Below are 22218 nucleotides of genomic sequence, written 5' to 3'. Positions count from 1 at the left end.
AGGGAGCCGACCGAGTTGTCTTGAGCTATCCATCGACCTGAAATAACGGGTCGATTGTGGATTCAGCTCAGGGCATTCAGGTCGGCGTATTTCCTGAATATTCCCCAATCGGTTCCCTCTCCCTCCGGGCGGTCCGACGTTTCGGGAGGGTCAGGGGGGCTTTTTGGATGTAACGATTCAGTACAAGTCCCCCCTTGCCTATAGCCAAATGTCATGCTTAGCTGACTAATAATTAGTTTTTCTCTATTTCTTCAGTCTAACCATGAGTGTTTTATGCCGTTAACCGATCAACACCGCTTTGGCATGCAACTGGCCCAGATGTCCCGTGGCTGGCGTGCCGAACTGGATCGTCGGCTGGCCGGTCTGGGTTTGTCCCAGGCGCGCTGGCTGGTGCTGCTGCATCTGGCTCGTTTCGAAGAGGCGCCGACCCAACGGGAGCTGGCGCAAAGCGTCGGCGTCGAAGGGCCGACCCTCGCACGATTGCTCGACAGCCTGGAAAGCCAGGGCCTGGTGCAACGCCAGTCCGTGATGGAAGACCGCCGGGCGAAAAAGATCGTGCTGTGCGCCCCGGCCCGCCCGCTGATCGAACAGATCGAAACCATCGCCACGCAACTGCGCAAGGAGTTGTTCGAGGGTATCGATGAGGCTGACATGAAGGTGTGCATGCGGGTTCACGGGCACATTCTGGCCAACCTGGAAAAATCTTGAGGCACAACGACGTGCCGTTTTTTTGAGGGATCGCGCTGGGCAGACTATAAGAACTACTGGGCAATATCGTGTTCGTACCGGATGTGCGAACCCATAGAAGTCGGTTTTGCTTATTTAAGGGATGCTCATGCTCGACAGTCGGCACGTAGTACTGCGTTGCGCCAATTCGCTGCTGGTGGCCGGTGTACTCACCTGGTCCACGGCATCACTGGCGCTGGGTCTCGGTGACATCACCGTGCATTCAGCGCTCAATCAGCCGCTCAAGGCCGACATCGCCCTGGTGGACGCCGCGGGACTCAGTGCCGGCGAGCTTTCGGCCAGCCTGGCCTCGGCGGACGAATTCGGCCGTGCCGGGGTCGAGCGGGTGTTCTTTCTCAACGACCTCAAATTCGCTCCGATCCTACATGGCAGTCGCAACCTGATCCGGGTGACCTCGACCAAACCGGTCAACGAACCTTTCCTGAATTTCCTGGTGCAGCTCAATCAGCCCAACGGCCACGTGCTGCGCGAATACACGGTGCTGATCGATCCGCCGGGTTCGCCGGGCATCGTGCCGGCCACCGACGAACCTGATGTGCATGCGCAGTCTTCGGAGTTTCCAACGCCCGAGGCGCCTGCTGCTGCCCCCAAGAATAAACCTGCTGCAGCACCGGCCGCGCCGACGCCTCAAACGGCCGCGACCAACGACGCGCAAGCAGAACAGCTGGCGGCCAGTGTGCTGCTGAATCAGCAACTGCAGAAAACCATCGATGAGCTGAACCTGAAGCTTCAGGCGCAAGATGTGCAAATCGCCGACGGCAAGAAACAGCTGGCCGATCTGCAGGCGCATCTCGCACAGGTTCAGCAGACACCTACGGCACCCGCCGCCCCGGCGGCACCTGCCTCGGTGCCGGTTCCCGTCGCTGCGCCGGCGGAGAATCAAGACGACTCCGTCAGTTGGCCATTGCTCGGTGGCCTGCTGGTGTTACTGGGAGGGCTGGTGGCCGGGCTGATCGTTCGCCGCCGACGTCAGCAGGCAGTGATCCCGGACGTGCCGGCACGCGTGCTGCCGCAGCGAAGCGAACCAGAGCTCAGTGACAGCGAACATGTTCGTCCGAATGCTGGCCATGGCGCCGTTGAGCATCGAGACGAACAGACAAATGGCGATGTGCTGGAAGCCGTGGGCATTTATCTGGCCTACGGACGACTGGGCGAAGCGCTTGGACTGCTGCGCGACGCCTTGCAAAAGGAACCGGAGCGCATCGATCTTGGCGTGCAGTTGCTCGAGGTGCTGGGGCGCCAGGGCGATCAGGTGGGCTATGACGAACAGGAAAACCACTTGCGCCAGCTCGGTGTCGAGGAGCAGCGGTTGCACGAGATTCGCGCCCGATATCCGAAACTGGCCAGGACTGAACCTTTGGTTGCGGCGGCTCCGGTCATTGCCGCGTTACCCGTTGAGCAGGCCGCGCCCACAACACCGCTGGCCGAAGATGATTTCGAGCTGAATCTGGAGCAACTGTCTATGGATTCCAGCTGGGATCTGGAAGACAGTCGCCCGGCAACCGACCCGTTGTCCTCGGCGCCATCGGCACTTGGCTCGAGCCTGCAAGTCTTGCCGCAGGATTTCGAGTTGCCGCAAACCGCCAGCGATGACGTTGAAACGACAGAGCTGGAGTGGATCGCCGAGCCGGAGGTTCAGGCTATCGATGAAGACTTTCTCAACGAGTTTTGCGATCCCGGTCAGTCACTGGCCCTGGAGCCGCTGGACCTGCAGGCGCCGGAGCCCGAGCCGGATCCGACAGAGGCCGCCAACGCCGGCAAGCTCGAACAGGCCCAGACCTGCATCGACGATGGCGACCTCGACAGTGCGATCGCCTTGCTCAATGAGTTGCTGAAAGAGGGCGATGAGCCGCTCAGGCAAACCGCCCGCACCCTGTTGGCCGGGATTCGCTGACCCGGGTCAGAAGGTCTGCCCCAGATTCAGATAAACCGCCTGTTCATTGGCATCGTTGAGGCCATAGCTGAAATTCAGCGGCCCCAGCGGTGTGTCGAAACCGATGAACACGCTGGCCGCGTTGATGTAGCCGCTGTCGAACTCGTTGTCGTTGTTCCAGGCCCGGCCGCGCTCCAGCGAGCCGCCGGCATACAGCGGGAAATCCAGCGGCAGGTAGGCGCGTGGCGTCAGGCGGCGGTAGTACACGGCCCGCATCAGGCTGACGTTCTGGCCGGAGATGGCATCTTCGCGGAAGCCGGACAGCTGCCGGGCGCCACCGAGCAGGAAGCTCGACGTCACCACATTGGCATCGTCCAGCGTGCGCCCGTAACGCCCGCCCAGAATCAGCGTGTTCGGGCCGCTGCTCATGGCCTTGTCCAGTTTGAATTCCCACTGCCGGTAGCGCGTGTCGGAGCCCAGGCCAGGTTCGAATTGCATCAGGGTCAGGCTGACGTCCTTGCCGTCGTGGGGGAAGTACACGTTATCCAGTGAGTCGAACGAATACTTCAGCGCATAGAAACCTTCGTTGAAGTGTTCGCTCGGCAGATTCTGATCGCCGATCCGTACGTCAGCCTTGCCCCAGGCTTCACCGACACCAAAGCGGATTTCGCCGTTGTTGCCGATCTGGCGGCCGACATTGAGGCCGAAGCCGTAGCGTTCCACCCGATATTGGGCGATCGGATCGTTGTCGAGCACTGAGTCGACGTTCTGCGCTTCGAACGCCGCATAGGGCGCGACGAAGTAGCGTGAGCCGACGTCCAGCGGCTGATAGAACTCGGTATAGAGTTCCTGTTTGTCACCGATCTGCGCCCGGGTCAGCCATTCCGCGCCGAGGCGGTTGATCCCGTTCATGCGGTAGCTGGCGCCGAGGTTGAAAGCGCTGTCGCCGCGCATGTCGTCCGACAGGTTCAAGCCGACCCGCAAGTAGTCGGTGCCGCTGCGCTTGCCTCGGGCGCTGATCACCAGTGTGTGTTCCTGGCCCTTGTGCACGACGCGGTACTGCACCTGTTCGAAGTAATCCAGGCCGTACAGGGTGCCCATGTCCGAGTGCAGACGCCCGAGGTCCAGCGGCTCACCGATGGGCTGGCGGATGTAGTAGCGGATCACGTCGTCGCCGACTTTCGAGTCGTTCTCGACCTTGATCGCGGTGATGATCGGCGTGCGCTGGCCCGGTGCGCGGGCAGCGTTAAGCTCGGCGTCCTGAGACTCTGCGGGCTTCAATCGGGCGAGGCGGGCGTCGAGGGCCTTGGCGGCGCGGTAACCGGCATCGATCATTTCCTCGGCGCGACCGAAATCGGTGGCGCCGAAACTGGCCAGCGGCGGCTGAATCAGCACGTCATCCGGGTGCAGCGCCGCCAATTGTTCTTCGGAATTGCGCCGGGTCATCAGGGTGATCGACTGGTTCAGCACATCGACCACGGTGGTCAATTGCTTGCGGTTGCGCAGCGGGGTACCGATGTCGACCACGATGGCCACATCGACGCCCATTTCCCGGGCGACATCGAGGGGAATGTTGTCGGTCATACCGCCGTCCACCAGCAGCCGGCCATCCAGTTCGACCGGGGCGAACACCGCCGGGATCGACATGCTGGCGCGAATCACCTGGGGTAGATGGCCTTTGCGAAACACCACTTTTTCGCCGTTGGCGATGTCGGTGGCCACGGCGCGGAACGGGATCGGCAGCTTGTCGAAATCACGGGTGTCGCTGGTGTGGGCCAGCAGGCTCTCCAGCAACAGCGCGAGGTTCTGGCCCTGAATCACGCCCAATGGCAAACCGAGACTGCCGTCGTCGCGAAAGCTCAGTTTCTGCTTCACCAGAAAGTCGCGGTCATCCTGTTTGCGCCGAAACGGTACGTCTTCCCGGGGCGGCGCATCGGACAGTGCCTCCTGCCAGTTGATGCTCAGGGCGAGTTTTTCCAGTTCGTCGATCTTGTAGCCCGAGGCGTACAGGCCACCGACCACCGCGCCCATGCTGGTGCCGGCAATTGCATCGATCTTGATGCCTTGCTCTTCCAGCGCCTTGAGAACGCCGATGTGCGCCAGCCCACGGGCCGCGCCACCGGACAGCACCAGGCCGACTTTCGGTCGCGGCGCTTCACTGGCATGGACGAGCAGCGGTAGGAAACCAAGCAAAAGGCAGATCAGCAGACGACGCATTGTGAGTCTCGGGGCGAGCGTTAAAGCCGGCTATTATAGCGGCGCCCTCTGGCTCAGGAGTTTCAGCGATCATGACCGCGACAAAACCGGAAATCGTCATCACCTATTGCACGCAATGCCAATGGCTGTTGCGTGCCGCATGGCTGGCGCAGGAGCTGCTCAGCACCTTTGGCGATGACCTTGGCAAGGTGTCACTGGTGCCGGGCACCGGCGGGATCTTTCACATCAGTTGCGACGGCGTGCAGATCTGGGAGCGCAAGGCCGACGGTGGCTTCCCCGAAGCCAAGGTGCTCAAGCAACGGGTACGCGACCAGATCGACCCTGACCGCGACCTCGGCCACAACGACCGCACTCAATGAGACGCGGCCTCGGCCTCCACCGTTTTTTTGCTGGCGCTGCCTGACATCTGGCTCGACACAACGATGGCGACGATGATCAGCGCGCCGCCGAGCAGCATGCGCAGGGTCGGGTTTTCATCGAACAGCAGCCACGCGACGGTGATGCCGTACACCGGCTCCATGGCGAACACCACCGCGGCGGTGCGCGCCTTGATCACCGCAAGGCTGGCAACGAACAGGCTGTGGGCGACGCCGGTGCAGAACACTCCGAGCAGGGCGATCCACAACCAGTCGATGGCACGGACTTCGCTCAGCTGCGGCGCCGCCACCGGCAGCAGACACAACGCCACCACCACGTTCTGACACAGTGCTGCCTGCACCGCCGGAATGCGCCCGGAACTGGCACGGTTGGTCAGCGACAGCAGGGAAAACAGCAGGCCGGAGAGGATCGCCCAGAGCAATCCGGTGGTCGCGCCACTGGCCAGGTCGAACGCCGGGGTCACCAGTACCAGTCCGACGCTGACCAGCGCCACCAGAATGATTTCGTTGGCGCGGATACGTTCGCGGAAAATCAGTCCTTCGAGAATCACCGTGAAGGCCGGAAAACTGGCGAAACCCAGGGTGGCCACCGCGACACCGGCCACCTTCACCGCAATGAAGAAACTCACCCAGTGGCCGGCCAGCAAAACACCGCTCAGGGCCAGGCGTCGCCAGTCCACCGCCTGCAGTTTTTGCCAGCCGTGCTGACTGGCGAAACGGGCGAAAAACGCCAGCGCTAGAACGGCAAACGCGGCCCGTCCAAAGACGATGACCGCCGGGGTTGCGGCGGCGAGTTTGCCGAAGACGCCGGTGAGTCCGAACATCAGTGCGCCGATATGCAGGGCGCCAAGGGCGGTACGGGGAGTCATTGCGGTCCTTTTTCCAAACACCATTTCAGACACACATTGAAGCGTGTAGCCGCTGAAAAGTCTGTCGGCAGACTATCGACTTTTGTCGTCAGCCTCGCGTCGCAATTGTGTAGGAGAGGTACCGAATTCACGCAGGACGGCGGCCGAGAACGCACTTTGCGATCCATAACCGACGCGGCTGGCGACTTCACCGATGGGCAGCGTGGTTTCCCGCAGCAGCGCGACGGCCTTGTGCAGCCTTCGACTGCGGATGTAGTCCATGGGCGTTTGCCCGCATTCGGCGACGAACCGCGCATGCAGGCGGGCGCTGGATAACCCGGCGACCCGCGCCAGGTCCGCGACTTGCAGCGGGTAGGCCGCGTACTGCTCGATGTGCGCATCGAGGGCCGCGTAGGGCAGTCGACGGGCGCAGACCTCGGCAGGTTGCGCGTGATTCAAGCTCGCCAGCAACAGCACCGCACCCTGTTGCGCAATCAGCGGATCGTCCACCGGACTGTTCGCCAGCCAATTGACCAGTTGACCTTGTCCGGCATCCAGCGACAGGCGTGCGGCGTTGTCCAGCAGACGGCGGCTGGCCTCGGCGTGATCACCCAGCGAACGGGCCAGCCATTGCTCGTCGGGCACATCCAGCACCAGACAGCGGCTGCCCTTTGGGCTGCCACACGCGTGATGCGCACCGGAGGGAATCACCACGAAACTCTGCTGCAAGACCTGACTGCCATGCCCTTCGACCTCGAAATCCAGCGCACCCGACAGGCCGAACACCAGTTGGGCGTGGTCGTGACTGTGGACGATCAGGTCGTGGGTGTAATGGCGCAGGGTCAGGATCGGTGGCATGGCGGTCTCCGGGCGAGCTGCCAGTCTACACCGGCGCAGGGGCGACGCGTTTGTCACAAGACTGACGCACACCTGTCATGGTCGATTAACCGGGCTCGCGCACAGTGGCGAAAACATCGCAGAGGGTTGCCCATGACCAGCGCCGAGCTCGCCAGACCCAGCCGTAAACAAAGGGTTCGCACCTTGTGGATTTCCGACGTGCATCTGGGCACGCGGGATTGCCAGGCCGAGCATCTGTCGCAATTTCTCAAGGGCTATCACGCCGACAAGATCTACCTGGTCGGCGACATCATCGACGGCTGGAAACTGCGCGGCGGCATGTACTGGCCCCAAGCGCATACCAACGTCATTCGCCGACTGCTGACCATGAGCAAGCGTGGCACTGAGGTGATCTACGTCACCGGCAACCATGACGAATTCCTGCGGCGCTATTCGAAGCTGATCCTGGGCAACATCCAGCTGGTCGACGAAGCCGTGCATGTCACCGCCGATGGCCGGCATCTGCTGGTGATCCACGGTGACCAGTTCGACGTGATCACTCGCTATCACCGCTGGCTGGCCTTTCTCGGCGACTCCGCCTACGAATTCACCCTGACCCTCAACCGCTGGCTCAATCACTGGCGGGCGAAATACGGTTACGGCTACTGGTCGCTGTCGGCCTACCTCAAGCACAAGGTGAAGACCGCAGTGAGCTTCATCAGCGACTTCGAAGAAGCCATCGCCCACGAGTGCGTGAAGCGCGAGTTGCACGGGGTGGTCTGCGGGCACATTCACCACGCCGAGATCCGCAAGGTCGGCGAGGTGGATTACCTCAATTGCGGTGACTGGGTGGAGTCGTGCACGGCGCTGATCGAGCACTGGGACGGCACGATCGAGCTGTATCGCCTGGCGGACGCGCAGGCGCGGGAGGCCGAACTGAAGGCGGCCAAGGTTGCCGAGCTGGCTTAGGATCTCTGGTGTTTTCGAAGGCCTCTTCGCGGGCAAGCCCGCTCCCACAGTGACCGCGTCGCTCATAGATTCTGTGTACGGCGCGAAACCTGTGGGAGCGGGCTTGATCCGGGCGGCGATCCGACGAAGAGGCCGGTACAGCCGACATCACATTCAGGCCGGAATGTGCTCTTCCATCGCCGCTTTGTAGATCGAGTTTTTCGGCTGGGCGAACAGCCGTTCCATCATCGGCTCGAAGAAGCTCAGCGGCAGGGTGTCGTAGTCCGGGTCGAACGCCGCCGCGTCGTATTTCGCGCAGAACTCCGCGGTCGCCTGATACTGCGGATGGCCGCTGAACTGCTCGCGCAGGTGCCGATCCATGCCCAGGTGATGGAAGAAGTAATAGCCCTGGAAGATCCCGTGCTTTTCCACCATCCACAGGTTCTCGGCGCTGACGAACGGCTTGAGAATCGCGGCGGCGATGTCCGGGTGATTGTAGGAGCCCAGCGTGTCGCCGATGTCATGGAGCAGGGCGCAGATCACGTATTCCTCGTCGCGCCCGTCGCGATGGGCGCGGGTCGCGGTTTGCAGCGAGTGGGTCAGGCGATCCACCGGGAACCCGCCGAAATCACCTTCGAGCAGTTTCAGGTGCGCCATGATCCGGCCCGGTAACTGACGGGCGTAGGCGCTGAAATCCGCCGCAATGATCGCCCAGTCTTCCTGCGTGCCATCCTTCATGTGGGTGAAACGGGCAGTGACATTCATCGGCAATTCTCTTGGTCAGGGTTTCTAGAACGCCACGCGGCCCAGGATCATGTCGCGGTACATGACGAAGTCGCCCAGCAGGCTGTAGAGCGGATGCTGGAAAGTCGCCGGCCGGTTTTTCTCGAAGAAAAAATGGCCGACCCAGGCGAAGCTGTAACCGGCCAGCGGCAGGGCCAGCAACAGCAGCCAGGCGCCCTTGGCGATGGTCATGGCGAGAATGAAGATCACCAATGTCGTGCCGATGAAATGCAGGCGACGGCAGGTGCTGTTGCTGTGTTCGCTGAGGTAATACGGGTAGAACTCGGCGAAATTGTTGAAATGTCTGATGGTTTCCACGACTGCGATCTCTGTGGTTATTGTTCTGATTGCAAGTTGTTCGGCGGGTAGCTTATTTGAGTCTAGAGTGAACAGTGGCGTCGGCCAGTGACAATCGGCGCCACTTTACTATCCTTGGGAAATTGGCCGTAGTATGCGGCTCACCATGTCATCCAAGAAAAAAGCGCCATGAGCGAACGAACGACATCTGCAAGCTGGGCAATGGGGATTGTCAAGGCACTGGAAATGGACGGCCTGGATTGCCGGGTTCTGTTCAAACAGCTGGGGCTCGACTACGCGGCGCTGGAGGATCCGGACGCACGCTTCCCGCAGGACTCCATGACCCGACTCTGGCAACGGGCGGTCGAGCTGTCCGGTAATCCCGCCATCGGCCTGAACATGGGCAAGGTAGTGCGACCGGCCTCGTTCCATGTCGCGGGCTACGCGCTGATGTCCAGCAACACCCTGGCCGAAGGCTTTCAGCGACTGGTGCGGTATCAGCGGATCATTGCCGAAAGTGCCGACTTGAGTTTTCGCCTGCTCGACGAAGGTTATGCGCTGATCCTGACGGTGCATGGCGATCATCTGCCGCCGACCCGGCAAAGTGCCGAAGCCTCGCTGGCCTGCGCGCTGGCGCTGTGCGGCTGGCTGACCGGGCGCACCTTGCATCCGCGCAAAGTGCTGGTGCAGGGCGACGAGCCGGATGATCTTGAACCCTACAGACAAGCCTTTCATGCACCGCTGGTGTTCAACGCGCCGTATGACGCGCTGATCTTCGAACGCGCCGACATGGAAGCGCCGCTGCCCACCGCCAACGAGGCGATGGCGCTGCTGCACGACCGGTTTGCCGGGGAATATCTGGCAAGGTTTTCCGAAAGCCGCGTGACCCACAAGGCACGCCAGGTGCTGTGCCGTTTGCTGCCCCAGGGCGAGCCCAAGCGCGACACGGTGGCGCAGACCCTGCACCTGTCCCAGCGCACCCTGCAACGGCGTCTGCAGGAGGAGGGTACCAGTTTTCAGCAGTTGCTCGATGACACCCGCCGCGAACTCGCCGAGCAATACCTGGCGCAGCCGAGCATGACCTTGCTGGAAATCGCCTATCTGCTGGGGTTTGCCGATCCGAGCAATTTCTTCCGCGCCTTCCGCCGCTGGTTCGACACCACGCCCGGCGATTACCGGGCGCGTTTGCTGGAGGCGCCGAACGCGATCAGTGACGCCAGAACGCCGGAATACATAGCACAAACACCGTAATGATCTCCAGTCGGCCGAGCAGCATGCCGAACGACAGGATCCACTTGGCCGCATCCGGCAGGCTGGCGAAGTTGCCGGCCGGGCCGATGGTTTCGCCCAGCCCCGGGCCGACGCCGGACACGGTGCTGGCGGCGCCGGTCAGCGCCGTCATCCAGTCCACGCCCAGCAACGACAGGAGCAGGGCGATCACGCAGATGGTAATGGCGAAGAAGAACGAGAACGTCAGAATCGAACGGACGATTTCTTCGTCGAGGCGATGACCGTTGTACTTCTGCTTGATCACCGCGCGCGGGTGAATCAACTGGTTAAGGTTGGCCTTGAGCAGGATATAGGCGACCTGGAAGCGGAAGATCTTGATCCCGCCCGCCGTCGAGCCGGAGCAGCCACCGACGAAGCCCAGATAGAAAAACAGCATCAGCGAGAAATTGCCCCACAGGCTGTAATCCCCCAATGCGAATCCGGTGGTGGTGACCACTGACGTCACGTTTAGCGCCACATGGCGAAGGGCGTCCAGCCAATGCAGGTTGGTGGTCCACCAGTACCAGGTGCCGAGCACCAGCCAGGTCACCAGCAACATGCCGAGCAAACCCTGCACCTGTTGATCCTTGATCAGCGCCCGGCGGTTGCCGCGCAGCGTCGCCACGTACAGGGTGAACGGTAGGCTGCCGAGGATCATCACCACCACCGCCACCCAGTGCACTGCCGGTTGCGTCCACTTGGCCAGGGACTGGTCGGAGGTCGAGAAACCGCCGGTGGAGATCGCCGACATCGCGTGGTTGATCGCATCGAACGGGCTCATGCCCGCCCACCAGAACGCCAGGCTGCCGAGAATGGTGATGCCCACGTACGCCGCCACGATCAGCCGCGCCACCATGTGCGAGCGGGGCATGACCTTTTCCGAGCGGTCCGAGGACTCGGTTTGGAACAGACGCATGCCGCCGATGCGCAGCAGCGGCAGAATCGCCACCGCCATGCCGATGAAGCCGATGCCGCCGAGCCAGTGCAGCAGCGAGCGCCACATCAGGATGCCCGGGGACATGGTGTCCAGCCCGCTGAGAACGGTCGAACCGGTGGCGGTGATGCCGGACATGCTTTCGAAGAACGAATCGGTGTAGCTGATGTGCTGGGTCAGCAGAAACGGCAGCGCGGCGAAAATGCACACCACCAGCCAGCTGGTGACGGTCAGCAGGTACATGTCGCGGGGGCGCAGGTGAATGTGTTCCGGGCGCCCCGGAATCACCAGCGCCAGGCCGGCGACGAAGGTGATCATGCTCGCCCAGAGGAACGACGGCAGGTCGCCGGTGCGGTCGAAAATCACCAGGGTGGCCATGGGCACGACCATGGCGATGGCCAGGGTGATCAGGAAGATGCCGATGATGAAACCAATGATCCGTAAGGTCGGCAACGCCATGAAGTCCGCTCGGGCTGATGTGGGAAAGGCGCCATTCTACCTGCGGGGCAAGGCATGTAAACCGACGCGGCCGGATCACTTGCAGCTAGAATAGCCGGACATTTTTTTCAGGAGGTGGCCGATGCAGGCTCTCGACGCTTTGCTCAACCGTGTTTCCGTTCCACGACTGATCGACCCGGCCCCCACCGCCGAACAGCGCGAAGTGCTGTTTGCCGCCGCGACCCGTGCACCGGATCACGGGCATTTGCAGCCGTATCGTTTCCTGACCGTCGAAGGCGCGGCGCGTGAGCAGATGGGCGAGTTGCTGGCCGAAGCGGCGCAGATGCAGGAAGGTGAAGTCACCGAAGCGATGATCGACAAGGCGCGCAACGGCCCGCTGCGGGCGCCGCTGGTGGTCGTGGTCATCGCCAGATTGCAGGATCACGTCAAATACCCGAAAGCCGAGCAGTTGCTGGCCGCAGGCTGTGCCGCCCACGGGATTCTGTTGGCGGCATACGCGCAGGGGATTGGCGCGGTGTGGCGCACCGGTGATCTGGCGTACTCGAAACATGTCGCCAAGGGTCTGGGCCTGACGGATGACGAAGAGGTGATTGCGTTCCTTTACCTCGGCACGCCGCAGAAAGAACCGCGAGTGGCGGAGAAGGTTGATCTGGCCGAGTTTGTCAGTGCCTGGCCGGGTAAAGCCTAAAGGTGTTAAAAGCAACCCTCACCCTAACCCTCTCCCGGGGGGTGAGGGCTCTTACGGTTGGACCACAATCCCAGGCTCCAACGGCAACTCAAGGCTCGCCACAAACCCACCCTGCGGGTGATTGGCCAGTACCAGCGTCCCGCCATGACGCTCCGCTGCCCGCCGGGCAATCGCCAGGCCCAGGCCATGGCCGGCAGCGGTCTGCCCCGGTGCCCGATAAAACGGCTCGCCCAACTGGCTCAAATGCTCGGCCTGCACCCCAGGGCCATGGTCGCGCACACTGACCACGATTCGTTCGCCCTGACGTGAAGCCTGCATTTCGATCGATTGCCCCACCGGATTGAAGCGCTGGGCATTTCGCAGCAGGTTGTCCACGGCACGTTCGATCATGGTCGGCCAGCCGGTCAGATTGAGCTGCGGTTCGGCTTCCAGGCGTACGGTCTGCTCCGGCGAGCCAAGTTGCGCGTCCTTTTGCAGGGTACCCAGCAGCGCATTCAGATCCACGGCTTCGGCGCTGGCATTGTCGGCATCGACCCGTGCCAGCACCAGAATCTCACTGATCAACGCTTCCAACCGATCGCACTCGCGGGTCAGGCGTGGCCAGAGTTTTTCCCGTTCTTCCGGGCTCGCCCGCTCCGCCAGCGCCAAAGCGATACGCAGCCGCGCCAGCGGGGAGCGCAATTCGTGGGATACGTCACGCAGCAATTGGCGCTGGCTGCCGATCAGGCTTTGCAGGCGCGCGCCCATGCGGTTGAAGTCGTTGGCCAGCACACCGAACTCATCGCGGCGGTTGGCCAGTTTCGCCAGGCTGTTCTGCTGATAGGTGGTCTGCCCCAGATCGTGCACCGCACCGCGCAAGCGGTTGAGCGGGCGGGTGATGGAGAGTGTCACCAGCAAGCTGAACAGGGTCAGCACCACCAGCGCGATCCCCAGCGCACTCAATGGCCAGAGCAGACTTTCGCGGTGCCAGGCATCGAGTTCCGGATGCGGGATGCGATAGATGAACAGGTAGGTGTCACCGGTCTTTTCACTGGTGAACTCATCGGTCAGGCGCCGCCAGGGCAAACGTCGGTCGTCGTTGTTCTGTCGTGCTTCGAAGGCGGCCGCGCGACGGGGAAAGGTGCCGCGCACCACCGGGTCGCCGCTTTCGTTCAGCACCTGGACGTCGATGTGATACTGGCGTTTGCGTTGCTGGAGGATGTCCTGAGCGGCGTCCTCGCCCTGGGATTCGTAGGTCTGCGTCCAGTCGGCGGCTAGCGTGTTCAGGCCCGGATGGCGGCTGAGGATCCATGCGTCCTGATTGAGCATGTGCCCAAGCAGAATGGAAAGCCCCGCAACCAGAGCGATGGCCAGCCAGAAGCTCGCGAGAATACGCCAGAACAATGAACGCACAGAAAATCCTCAATCAAAAACAAATCTAATGTGGGAGCGGGCTTGCTCGCGAATGCGGAGTGTCAGTCACCGATGATGTTGACCGTCACTCCGCATTCGCGAGCAAGCCCGCTCCCACATCTGAATTGAGTGGCAACAGATCCGACGGTGTTTAGCCGTCGGATCCGAAGTTACTGCATTATTGCGCCTTTTGCGGCTGTTGCGCTTTCCAGGCCTTGAACTCGGCCCATTCAGCACGACGCTCGGCCTGTTTCTTCTGGATCTCGTCGAATTTCTTCTGTTGATCCGGTTTCAGCACGGCGCGGACATCGGATTCGGCTTTCTTGTGGTTGGCCGCCATCTCGTCCTTCATGGCTTTCTGGTCGGCTGGCGAGAGTTTCTCCAGGTATTTTTCGACCGTCTGCTTACGTTCGTGCATCTGCTCGCCCATGATCTTGCGGATCTGCTCGCGCTGTTCACGGGAGAGGTCCAGCTGGCTGTACGGGCCTTTGCCGTGCATGCGGTGCATCTGACCGCCGTGGCTCCAGCCGCCGTCCGGCCCACCCATCGGGCCACCATCTTGCGGTACGGCCATGGCGACGGTTGGCAGAGCGGCAGCGAACATCAGAGCGATAAGAGTCTTGCGCATGGTGTATCTCCTTGTCTCGTTCCCGGTACGTTCCGGATGAGTACAGATTACGGAGATCAAGGTCAGCGGCGGTCAGCGCTGGGTAAAGCTTGGGTAAAGACGCTTTGTCATCGAACTGACAAAGCGTCCGCGTGCGGGGCTTCAGAGGCTGTAATAGTAGCCGCGGCTGCGCAGGGCCACGATGCGCGGGCGGCCGTCGGCGTGGGGGCCGATCTTCTTGCGCAGGTTGCTGACGTGCATGTCCAGGCTCCGGTCGTACAGGGTCAGCTTGCGGCCGAGGGCGATCTGCGCCAGTTCCTGCTTGTCCAGCGGCTCGCCCGGCTGCTTGAGCAGCGCTTCGAGCAGGCGGCTCTCGGAAACGGTGAGGGTAAATTCCTTTTCGTCGATGCTGACCACGCCGCGTACCGGGCTGAAGCTCAGATCGCCCAGCTCGAGCTGGGTCGACACGGCGGCCGGATGACTGCGACGCAACACGGCGCGCAGGCGGGCGGTGAGCTCGCGGGGGTCGCAGGGTTTGGCCAGGTAATCGTCGGCCCCCAGTTCCAGGCCGAGGATCCGGTCCAGCGGCTCGCCACGGGCCGAAAGCATCACCACCGGCAGATCGGCGTGTTCACTGCGCAATTGCTTGAGCAGTTCCAGACCGCTGCCATCAGGCAGCATCACGTCCAGCACCACCGCGGCGGGGGCGGATTCGGCCAAAGCCTTGCGGGCGCTCTGGCCGTCGTGGCAGGCACGGACCTGAAAGCCTTCCTGGCTCAGCCAACTGCTCAGAAGCTCACACAGCTCCTGGTCATCATCAATCAGTAACAGCTCGCTCATGACTCACTCAATTTAGCCATTGTCGACGTTTTCGACTTGCACCACTGGCAAAGATACCGCAGAGCAGGGCCAATAGCGCTACCCCGGCGCCGGTGACGAACCATTGCTGCTGTTCGGTCAGCAGACGCGGCAGCGGGCTGGCCTGGGCTTCCTTGAGTTGCAGCTTCAGACGCTGGTTCTCCTGGCGCAACCGGGCAAGCTGGGCGCTTTCGCGGGTGTTATCGGCATTCTGCAGTTGTTTGCTCAGTTCTTCCCGCTGCTGCTCGCTGGCCTTCAGGCGCTGCTGCAACTCGGTGATCTGGCTGCCGGCGCTCAAAGAAAGCGGCGTGGAGTTGCCGTTTTCGGTGCTTTCTTCACCATGGGCGGGCGCCATGATCGACAACGTGACCAGCATCAGACACAACGGACCCTTGCGCATCGCGACTCCTGTTACCAAATGGATATTGGGCAGGTTGTCGGCCGGCAAACGAGAATAATGAGCGATTGAGAACGCGATGAACCGACAAGGTTCATCGCGCAGGGAAGGATTACGGCAGGACTTGCTTGAACGGCTTCACGACAACGTTGGCGTAGACGCCGGCGGCGATGTAAGGATCGGCGTCGGCCCAGGCCTGCGCGGCGGCCAGGGAGTCGAATTCGGCAACGATCAGGCTGCCGGTGAAACCCGCTGCGCCCGGATCATTGCTGTCGATCGCCGGGTGCGGGCCGGCGAGGACGATACGGCCTTCGCCCTTGAGCACTTGCAGGCGTTCAAGGTGCGCCGGGCGGGCGGCGAGGCGCGCGTCCAGGGAGTTGGCGACGTCGGTGGCAATGATTGCGTAGAGCATGTCAGTCCTCGGTTTTTGGTGTTGTGGTATCGGCGTCGTGCAGGTGACGGGACAGGTAGATGCCCTGGGCGACCAGGAACAGCACGGTCAAGCCCAGGCTGCCGAACACCTTGAAGTCCACCCAGTAGTCCTGGAAGGTGAACGCGACGAACAGGTTGGCGGCGCCGCAGAACAGGAAGAAGCCGATCCAGGCGATGTTCAAACGCGTCCAGACGGCGTCCGGCAGGGTCAGTGCGTGACCCATGATGCGCTTGATCAACAGGCGGTCACCGATGAAGTGGCTGCCGATGAAGGCCAGGGCGAACAGCCAGTTGACCACCGGGGCTTTCCATTTCAGGAAGGTTTCGCTGTGGAAGGCCAGGGTCAGGCTGCCGAACACGAGGCAGGCGATCAGGGTCAGCCACTGGCTCTTTTCCAGCTTGCGCTGCTTGATGAAGAGCGCACCGTAGACCACCAGGGAGCTGATGATCAGCACGGCGGTGGCGCTGTAAATGCCGCCTACGGTCAACTCATGGCCGGCGACGTCGACGGTGCGTGGATCGAGTTTGTAGACGATGAAGAACAGCAGAAGCGGGATGAAATCGATGAATTGTTTCACAGTGAGAGCCAGAAGCTGGATGTGGCGGCATAATAACAAACATATGGGCGCGCGATAGCGCCAGCTGATTTGAGGTTACACATCCCCGTGAATGTTGATTTGCACTGCCACAGCACGGCCTCCGATGGCGCCCTGGCGCCTGCGGCACTGGTTGCGCGTGCGTTCGAAAACGGCGTGCGAATCCTGGCCCTGACCGACCATGACACCCTCGAAGGCCTCGCCGAAGCGCGCACGGCCGCCGAAGCCCTGGGCATGCAACTGGTCAACGGCGTCGAACTGTCCTGCACCTGGGGCGGCGCGACCATTCATGTGCTGGGCTACGGTTTCGATGTCAACGCCGCGCCGTTGGTCGAGGCGATCGCCAGTCTGCACGATGGCCGCTGGCTGCGGTCTGAAGAAATAAGCCGCAAGCTCGCCCTCAAGGGCATGCCCGGTGCGCTCGACGGCGCTCGGCAGATCCAGCAGGAACTGGGCGACAGCGGCAACGCACCGGCCCGTCCGCACTTCGCCGACTGGATGGTGCGTGAAGGTTTCGTCAAGGATCGCGCCGAAGCGTTCCGCAAATGGCTCGGCGCCGGCAAGCTGGGGGACGTCAAGCAACACTGGCCGACCCTCGAAGACACCGTCGGCACGCTGCGCGCCGCCGGGGCCTGGGTCAGCCTGGCGCATCCCTGGCACTACGATTTCACGCGCAGCAAGCGCCGAAAGCTGATTGCCGACTATATTCAAGCGGGCGGACAGGCGCTCGAAGTGGTCAACGGCCATCAGCCTGCGGAACAGGTGGGCAGCCTGGCGATCCTTGCCCGTGAGTTCGGTCTGCTGGTCAGTGCCGGCAGTGATTTTCATGGCCCTGGAGGCTGGTCGGAGATCGGCCAGTACCGGCCGCTCCCTGAGGACCTTCCACCCCTGTGGTGTCGGTTCAAACATGACACAGTTATTGCCGCCGTCTGAACAGGTAGAGAATGTGAGTCAATTTTTCCAGATCCATCCGGAAAACCCGCAAGCGCGCCTGATCAAACAGGCTGTCGAAATCATCCGCAAGGGCGGGGTGGTGGTCTATCCAACGGACTCTTCCTACGCAATCGGCTGCCAGATTGGCGACAAGAACGGCATCGAGCGTGTTCGACGCCTGCGTCAGCTCGATGAAAAGCACAACTTCGCGCTGATCTGCAGCGACCTGTCGCAACTGGGCAATTACGCCAAGATCGACACCGGCACCTTCCGTATTCTGAAAGCCCATCTGCCGGGGCCTTACACCTTCATTCTCAACGCCACCCGCGAAGTGCCCCGGCTGTTGCTGCATCCGAAGAAACGCACCATCGGTCTGCGCGTGCCGAGTCACCCGATCGCCCTGGCGCTGCTGGCCGAACTGGGCGAACCGCTGATGAGCGTGACCCTGATCATGCCCGGCGATGAAGACCCGTTGAGCGATCCATACGAAATGCGTCAGTTGCTGGAGCATCAGGTGGACCTGATCATCGACGGCGGTTTCGGCGGCATCAAGGCCTCCACCGTGATCGACCTGACCGGCGACGATCCGGAAGTGGTCCGCGTCGGTTGTGGCGATCCTGCGCCGTTCATGGTCGAGGCCTGAATGTCCGCAGTAGAAACCGTTGATCCCCAGGCCGGTGCCCAGCAGGAACTGCCGTTTGCCATGGTTTATGGCCAGGCCGTCACGGAAATGCCGCTGGACCTGTACATCCCGCCGGACGCCCTGGAAGTCTTCCTCGAAGCCTTCGAAGGGCCGCTCGACCTGCTGCTGTATCTGATCCGCAAACAGAACATCAACATCCTCGACATCCCGGTGGCGGAAATCACTCGCCAGTACATGGGCTATGTCGAGCTGATGCAGTCGGTGCGCCTGGAGCTGGCCGCCGAATACCTGGTGATGGCCGCGATGCTGGCCGAGATCAAGTCGCGGATGCTGTTGCCCCGGGCCGAAACCGTCGAAGACGAAGAGGAAGACCCGCGCGCCGAACTGATCCGCCGCCTGCAGGAATACGAACGTTTCAAGGCCGCCGCCGAAGGCATCGACGGTCTGAGCCGGGTCGGTCGCGATGTGATCGTGCCCAAGCTCGACGCCCCGCAGGTCACGGTGCGCAAGTTGCTGCCGGATGTGGCGCTGGAAGAAATCCTGATGTCCATGGCCGAAGTGCTGCGCCGTGGCGATATGTTCGAAAGCCATCAGGTCAGCCGCGAGGCACTGTCCACCCGAGAACGCATGAGCGATGTGCTGGAACGGCTCAAGGGCGGCGGGTTTGTGCCGTTCGTCGAGCTGTTCACCGCCGAGGAAGGCCGGCTCGGTGTGGTGGTGACCTTCATGGCGATCCTTGAACTGGTCAAGGAATCGCTGGTGGAGCTGGTGCAGAATGAGCCGTTCGCCGCGATCCACGTGCGAGCCCGAGTCGAATAACGAGTCCGAACATGAACCTGAGTGAACCCCGCGAGCTGGCGCCCCTGCTTGAAGCCTTTCTGTTGGCCTCGGGAAAGCCGCAAACCCTTGAACGCTTGTACGAGTTGTTCGAGGAAGGCGAACGGCCGGAGCCGCCGGTCTTCAAGAAAGCCCTGACCCTGCTCGGCAAGTCCTGCGAGGGACGGGCGTTCGAGCTCGTGGAGGTTGCCTCCGGCTATCGCCTGCAGATCCGCGAGAAGTTCGCACCGTGGGTCGGTCGTCTGTGGGAAGAGCGCCCGCAGCGTTATTCCCGGGCCCTGCTGGAAACCATGGCGCTGATCGCCTATCGCCAGCCGATCACCCGTGGCGAGATCGAAGACGTGCGGGGCGTGGCGGTCAACACCAACATCGTCAAGACCTTGATGGAGCGTGAGTGGATCCGCGTCGTCGGCTACCGCGACGTGCCGGGCAAGCCGGCGATGTTCGCCACCACCAAGCTGTTCCTCGATCATTTCAACCTCAAGAGCCTCGACGAATTGCCGCCGCTGGCGGAGTTGCGCGAGATCGAGCCGGACCCGGTACTCGACTTCGACGACGCCCCGGTGCCTGCGGGCTTGCAGGAGCTGGCCGATGCCAGCGCCGAGCCGGAAGAGCCGAAGGAGGAAACCAGTTTCCACTCGCTGCTGCTGGAACTGGACAGCATGGAGGAGGGGATCAAGACCGACTTCGACGATTTGCTGCGTGATGTCGCGGATGGCGAGCCGATGCCGTCCGGGTTTGAGTCCGATCCGGTCGAGCCGCCAGCCGATGTTGAGTTCGAAGCAGAGCCGGAGGTCGATTTCGAGCCTGAATCAGAATTTGAGCCTGAGTTTGAGCCCGAGCCTGAGCAGGAAGACGATGTGCTCGGCGTGGCCGAAGCCCGGGAAAAACTGCTGGCCGCCGTTGCTCGCCTCGAACAACCCGCACCGGAACCTGAGGAAGAACTGAGCGAAGAAGAAGCCGAAGCCCGCGCCCTGGCCGAAGCCATCGAGGCCGAACGCCGCGAGTTCGAAGATTGAGCCAGAGCTCGACGAAGGACCCGTGCATCAGCCTCTGCAAGTTCAGCGATGACATCTGCCTCGGCTGCGGCCGCAGTAAGCGCGAGATCCGGGTCTGGAAGAAACTCGACAAGGACGACAAGCGCACGGTGCTGGCCGAAGCGGCGCTGCGCCTGGTCAAGCTCGGCGCCACCGGTCGGCGGAAAAAGAAATAACCTTGCCTCGATCGACTAGTCTCTGATGCGCGAACGAACACATCCGCGTATGATTCGCGACCCTTCGGCGATCCCTTCGCCCGAAAACCCAGATTTCAATGCTTCGGCAGGCCCGATCCAGAGCCGCCGAACAGATCACACCGGGAGGTGCACAGATGAGTGACAACCAGAAAGACGACCAGGAAATCGGCCCGGCAGGCGAAAAACTGCAGAAAGTCCTCGCCCGTATCGGCGTCGGCTCGCGCCGTGACGTGGAAGCGTGGATCAGCCAGGGCCGGATCAAGGTCAACGGCGCAGAGGCGACCCTCGGTCTGCGTGTCGACATGCACGATGCAATCACCATTGATGGCAAGGTCATCAAGCGCGAAGAGGCCGCCGAGTCGGTCCGCCGCGTGATCATGTACAACAAGCCCGATGGCGAGATCTGCACCCGTGACGACCCGGAAGGCCGTCCGACCGTGTTCGACAAGCTGCCGCGTCCGAAAGAAGGTCGCTGGATCAACATCGGCCGTCTCGACATCAACACCACCGGTCTGCTGATGTTCACCACCGACGGTGAGCTGGCCAACCGTTTGATGCACCCGTCCTACGAGATGGACCGTGAGTACGCGGTACGTGTTCGCGGCGAAGTCGATGACGAGATGATCGAGCGCCTGAAGGCCGGCGTTGTGCTGGAAGACGGCCCGGCGCGTTTCACCGACATTCAACAGGCACCGGGCGGCGAAGGCTTCAACCACTGGTATCACTGCGTGGTGATGGAAGGTCGCAACCGTGAAGTGCGTCGTCTGTGGGAATCCCAGGGCCTGGTGGTCAGCCGCCTGAAACGCGTGCGTTTCGGTCCGGTGTTCCTCAACTCCGACCTGCCGATGGGCCGCTGGCGCGAAATGAGCCAGTACGAAGTCGACGTGCTGAGCGCCGAAGTCGGTCTGACCCCGGTGGCCATGCCGCAACTGAACGCCAAGAGCAAAGACAAGCTCGACCGCATGCAGCGCAAGTCGTCGCGCCCGATGCCTCGCACCGAGCGCGTGCGTACCTTGCGTCCGGCCAACGGCGCACCGGCGGCTGCCGGCCCGCGTACCGTGCGTGAGCCGCAGATCGAAGGCGAGCGTCCGGGTCGCAAGCCGGCAGCACGTCCGGATGGCGAGCGCGCTCCGCGCGGCCGTACCGAGCGCGGTGAGGGTCGTGCACCTGCCGGTCGCGGTACGCCAGTGGCGGATCGTCCTGCCGAGACCAAGCGTCCGGCCAAACCGGCACCGAAGCGTCCAGGCATCAAGCTGGCTGACGATGACAAACCGTCGGGCAAGCGTCGTGGCGCACCGGCCGGTTCCGGCCAGCGCCCGGGTTTCGGTCGCAAGAAGCCGGAATAACGCAGATGTAAGCTTCGAGCGGCAAGCTTGAAGCGGAAAACAGAAACGCCAACCTCAGGGTTGGCGTTTTTTTTTTGGATTTTTTATTTCTTTTTTTGGGTGTGTTTTTTCTTGTTTTAAAACAAAAAAATTGACGCCTTTCAGATAGTTAGCCAGCTAACGTCAAACACCGGCTCCGGCTTCGATGGGTCTGGAGTGGAAACTTTACGTTACGCGCTGTCAGCAAATATTTACGAAAAAACCTGCGAAGTCCCGTGGATCCTGTGCCTCTGCCAGGCTGTAAGGAAAATCTGCCGAAGCCCCGGCCGCCGGGCCTGACGCAGCGCTCTGGCGTGCTTGTTTCAGGGTCGTTTGAGAGGTGAGATGCGCCCCATGCCTGTCGTGCAGGTGCATAACAAGAAGGAGGCGCAATGAACGCCGATATCCATTTTCACTTCTCTACGTGGGGCGGATTTTCCATCGTCCACGCCGATGGCCTGCAAAGGCCTGACTCAATTTTTGCAGCCGCCCGGGCCTCTCGGGGCGGACACACGCAATCCCGGCAACCGACGCGCTGATCCAGCGGGGTCTGGCAGCAGGGGGTTAGCGGTGTACAATGCGCCGCGTTTTAACTGTGACCCTCTGCGTAATCGCGCAAACCTCAAGGATTATCCGCCTTGTTCACTC

24 protein-coding genes are annotated in these 22218 nt (G+C 62.0%); 12 read left to right on the top strand and 12 right to left on the bottom strand.

The window, feature by feature from the left end; all coding sequences use genetic code 11:
* Positions 1-273 precede the first annotated feature (273 nt).
* Entirely contained in the window at positions 274-708 is a 435-nt protein-coding gene (locus tag OQ248_RS02955; RefSeq protein ID WP_065260957.1) for a MarR family transcriptional regulator, read from the top strand.
* A gap of 127 nt (positions 709-835) precedes the next feature.
* Positions 836-2641, top strand: coding sequence for a FimV/HubP family polar landmark protein (locus tag OQ248_RS02950; RefSeq protein WP_265811975.1), 1806 nt, complete (start codon positions 836-838; stop codon positions 2639-2641).
* A 6-nt stretch (positions 2642-2647) separates the two neighbouring features.
* Here the strand turns inward: OQ248_RS02950 and OQ248_RS02945 are convergent, their stop codons facing one another.
* Positions 2648-4837, bottom strand: coding sequence for a patatin-like phospholipase family protein (locus OQ248_RS02945; protein ID WP_265811974.1), 2190 nt, complete (start codon positions 4835-4837; stop codon positions 2648-2650).
* Between the two features lie 71 nt (positions 4838-4908).
* On the opposite strand from OQ248_RS02945, the gene OQ248_RS02940 reads away from it, so the two are divergent.
* Positions 4909-5196: a SelT/SelW/SelH family protein gene (locus OQ248_RS02940; RefSeq protein ID WP_134825853.1), complete on the top strand. Its 288-nt coding sequence runs from the start codon at positions 4909-4911 to the stop codon at positions 5194-5196.
* Here OQ248_RS02940 and OQ248_RS02935 read toward each other — a convergent pair.
* Positions 5190-6083: a DMT family transporter gene (locus OQ248_RS02935; protein ID WP_096822236.1), complete on the bottom strand. Its 894-nt coding sequence runs from the start codon at positions 6081-6083 to the stop codon at positions 5190-5192. The two genes, OQ248_RS02940 and OQ248_RS02935, sit on opposite strands and share 7 nt — an antisense overlap.
* A 72-nt stretch (positions 6084-6155) precedes the next feature.
* A complete protein-coding gene (locus tag OQ248_RS02930; RefSeq protein WP_265811973.1) occupies positions 6156-6920 on the bottom strand; it encodes an AraC family transcriptional regulator in 765 nt (254 codons plus the stop codon).
* A gap of 132 nt (positions 6921-7052) precedes the next feature.
* Here OQ248_RS02930 and OQ248_RS02925 point away from each other — a divergent pair, with 132 nt between their 5' ends.
* Complete coding sequence (locus tag OQ248_RS02925; protein ID WP_007958385.1) at positions 7053-7868, top strand: UDP-2,3-diacylglucosamine diphosphatase; 816 nt, start codon at positions 7053-7055, stop codon at positions 7866-7868.
* A gap of 153 nt (positions 7869-8021) precedes the next feature.
* Here OQ248_RS02925 and OQ248_RS02920 read toward each other — a convergent pair whose 3' ends face one another.
* Together OQ248_RS02920 and OQ248_RS02915 are read right to left on the bottom strand one after the other, a co-directional pair.
* Complete coding sequence (locus OQ248_RS02920) at positions 8022-8612, bottom strand: HD domain-containing protein (protein ID WP_265811972.1); 591 nt, start codon at positions 8610-8612, stop codon at positions 8022-8024.
* A 24-nt stretch (positions 8613-8636) separates the two neighbouring features.
* Entirely contained in the window at positions 8637-8948 is a 312-nt protein-coding gene (locus OQ248_RS02915) for a DUF962 domain-containing protein (RefSeq protein ID WP_265811971.1), read from the bottom strand.
* Positions 8949-9116: 168 nt separating this feature from the next.
* Here OQ248_RS02915 and OQ248_RS02910 point away from each other — a divergent pair, with 168 nt between their 5' ends.
* Positions 9117-10178, top strand: a complete 1062-nt coding sequence (locus OQ248_RS02910; protein ID WP_265811970.1) for an AraC family transcriptional regulator — start codon at positions 9117-9119, stop codon at positions 10176-10178.
* Here OQ248_RS02910 and OQ248_RS02905 read toward each other — a convergent pair.
* Positions 10135-11589, bottom strand: a complete 1455-nt coding sequence (locus OQ248_RS02905) for a TrkH family potassium uptake protein (RefSeq protein ID WP_265811969.1) — start codon at positions 11587-11589, stop codon at positions 10135-10137. The two genes, OQ248_RS02910 and OQ248_RS02905, sit on opposite strands and share 44 nt — an antisense overlap.
* Before the next feature lie 121 nt (positions 11590-11710).
* On the opposite strand from OQ248_RS02905, the gene OQ248_RS02900 reads away from it, so the two are divergent.
* Positions 11711-12277: a nitroreductase family protein gene (locus OQ248_RS02900; protein ID WP_119430020.1), complete on the top strand. Its 567-nt coding sequence runs from the start codon at positions 11711-11713 to the stop codon at positions 12275-12277.
* A gap of 51 nt (positions 12278-12328) precedes the next feature.
* Here the strand turns inward: OQ248_RS02900 and OQ248_RS02895 are convergent, their stop codons facing one another.
* The 6 genes from OQ248_RS02895 to OQ248_RS02870 all read right to left on the bottom strand — a co-directional run bounded on the left by OQ248_RS02895 (position 12329) and on the right by OQ248_RS02870 (position 16541).
* Positions 12329-13669 carry a HAMP domain-containing sensor histidine kinase gene (locus tag OQ248_RS02895; RefSeq protein ID WP_265811968.1) on the bottom strand — a complete coding sequence of 447 codons (1341 nt, stop codon included), beginning with the start codon at positions 13667-13669 and terminating at the stop codon, positions 12329-12331.
* 178 nt (positions 13670-13847) lie between these two features.
* Complete coding sequence (locus tag OQ248_RS02890) at positions 13848-14297, bottom strand: LTXXQ domain protein (RefSeq protein ID WP_134825859.1); 450 nt, start codon at positions 14295-14297, stop codon at positions 13848-13850.
* Between the two features lie 141 nt (positions 14298-14438).
* Positions 14439-15116, bottom strand: a complete 678-nt coding sequence (locus tag OQ248_RS02885) for a response regulator transcription factor (protein WP_085710405.1) — start codon at positions 15114-15116, stop codon at positions 14439-14441.
* 7 nt (positions 15117-15123) lie between these two features.
* Positions 15124-15534: a translation initiation factor 2 gene (locus tag OQ248_RS02880; RefSeq protein WP_265811967.1), complete on the bottom strand. Its 411-nt coding sequence runs from the start codon at positions 15532-15534 to the stop codon at positions 15124-15126.
* 109 nt (positions 15535-15643) lie between these two features.
* Complete coding sequence (locus tag OQ248_RS02875; RefSeq protein WP_265811966.1) at positions 15644-15943, bottom strand: YciI family protein; 300 nt, start codon at positions 15941-15943, stop codon at positions 15644-15646.
* A 1-nt stretch (position 15944) separates the two neighbouring features.
* Positions 15945-16541: a septation protein A gene (locus OQ248_RS02870; protein WP_085710410.1), complete on the bottom strand. Its 597-nt coding sequence runs from the start codon at positions 16539-16541 to the stop codon at positions 15945-15947.
* Positions 16542-16628: 87 nt separating this feature from the next.
* On the opposite strand from OQ248_RS02870, the gene OQ248_RS02865 reads away from it, so the two are divergent.
* The 6 genes from OQ248_RS02865 to rluB all read left to right on the top strand — a co-directional run bounded on the left by OQ248_RS02865 (position 16629) and on the right by rluB (position 21552).
* Positions 16629-17492, top strand: coding sequence for a PHP domain-containing protein (locus tag OQ248_RS02865; RefSeq protein ID WP_114881867.1), 864 nt, complete (start codon positions 16629-16631; stop codon positions 17490-17492).
* A 13-nt stretch (positions 17493-17505) separates the two neighbouring features.
* Positions 17506-18135 carry an L-threonylcarbamoyladenylate synthase gene (locus tag OQ248_RS02860; RefSeq protein WP_096822250.1) on the top strand — a complete coding sequence of 210 codons (630 nt, stop codon included), beginning with the start codon at positions 17506-17508 and terminating at the stop codon, positions 18133-18135.
* Positions 18136-18255: 120 nt separating this feature from the next.
* The gene (locus tag OQ248_RS02855; RefSeq protein WP_265815057.1) at positions 18256-18954 is read left to right on the top strand and encodes a ScpA family protein; all 699 of its coding nucleotides are present in this window, start codon (positions 18256-18258) and stop codon (positions 18952-18954) included.
* Between the two features lie 11 nt (positions 18955-18965).
* Positions 18966-19991 (top strand): SMC-Scp complex subunit ScpB, encoded by a 1026-nt coding sequence (scpB, locus tag OQ248_RS02850; protein ID WP_265811965.1) that lies wholly within the window; start codon positions 18966-18968, stop codon positions 19989-19991.
* Positions 19988-20185, top strand: a complete 198-nt coding sequence (locus OQ248_RS02845; protein WP_265811964.1) for a DUF1289 domain-containing protein — start codon at positions 19988-19990, stop codon at positions 20183-20185. Before scpB ends, OQ248_RS02845 begins: the two co-directional genes overlap by 4 nt.
* Before the next feature lie 155 nt (positions 20186-20340).
* Complete coding sequence (gene rluB, locus OQ248_RS02840) at positions 20341-21552, top strand: 23S rRNA pseudouridine(2605) synthase RluB (protein ID WP_085710417.1); 1212 nt, start codon at positions 20341-20343, stop codon at positions 21550-21552.
* Positions 21553-22218: the final 666 nt, after the last annotated feature.

The organism is Pseudomonas sp. COW5 (assembly GCF_026240005.1).
Taxonomy (GTDB): domain Bacteria; phylum Pseudomonadota; class Gammaproteobacteria; order Pseudomonadales; family Pseudomonadaceae; genus Aquipseudomonas; species Aquipseudomonas kribbensis.
The sequence above is the reverse complement of the archived record's forward strand: the minus strand, read 5'-3'. Positions and strand labels throughout refer to the sequence as shown.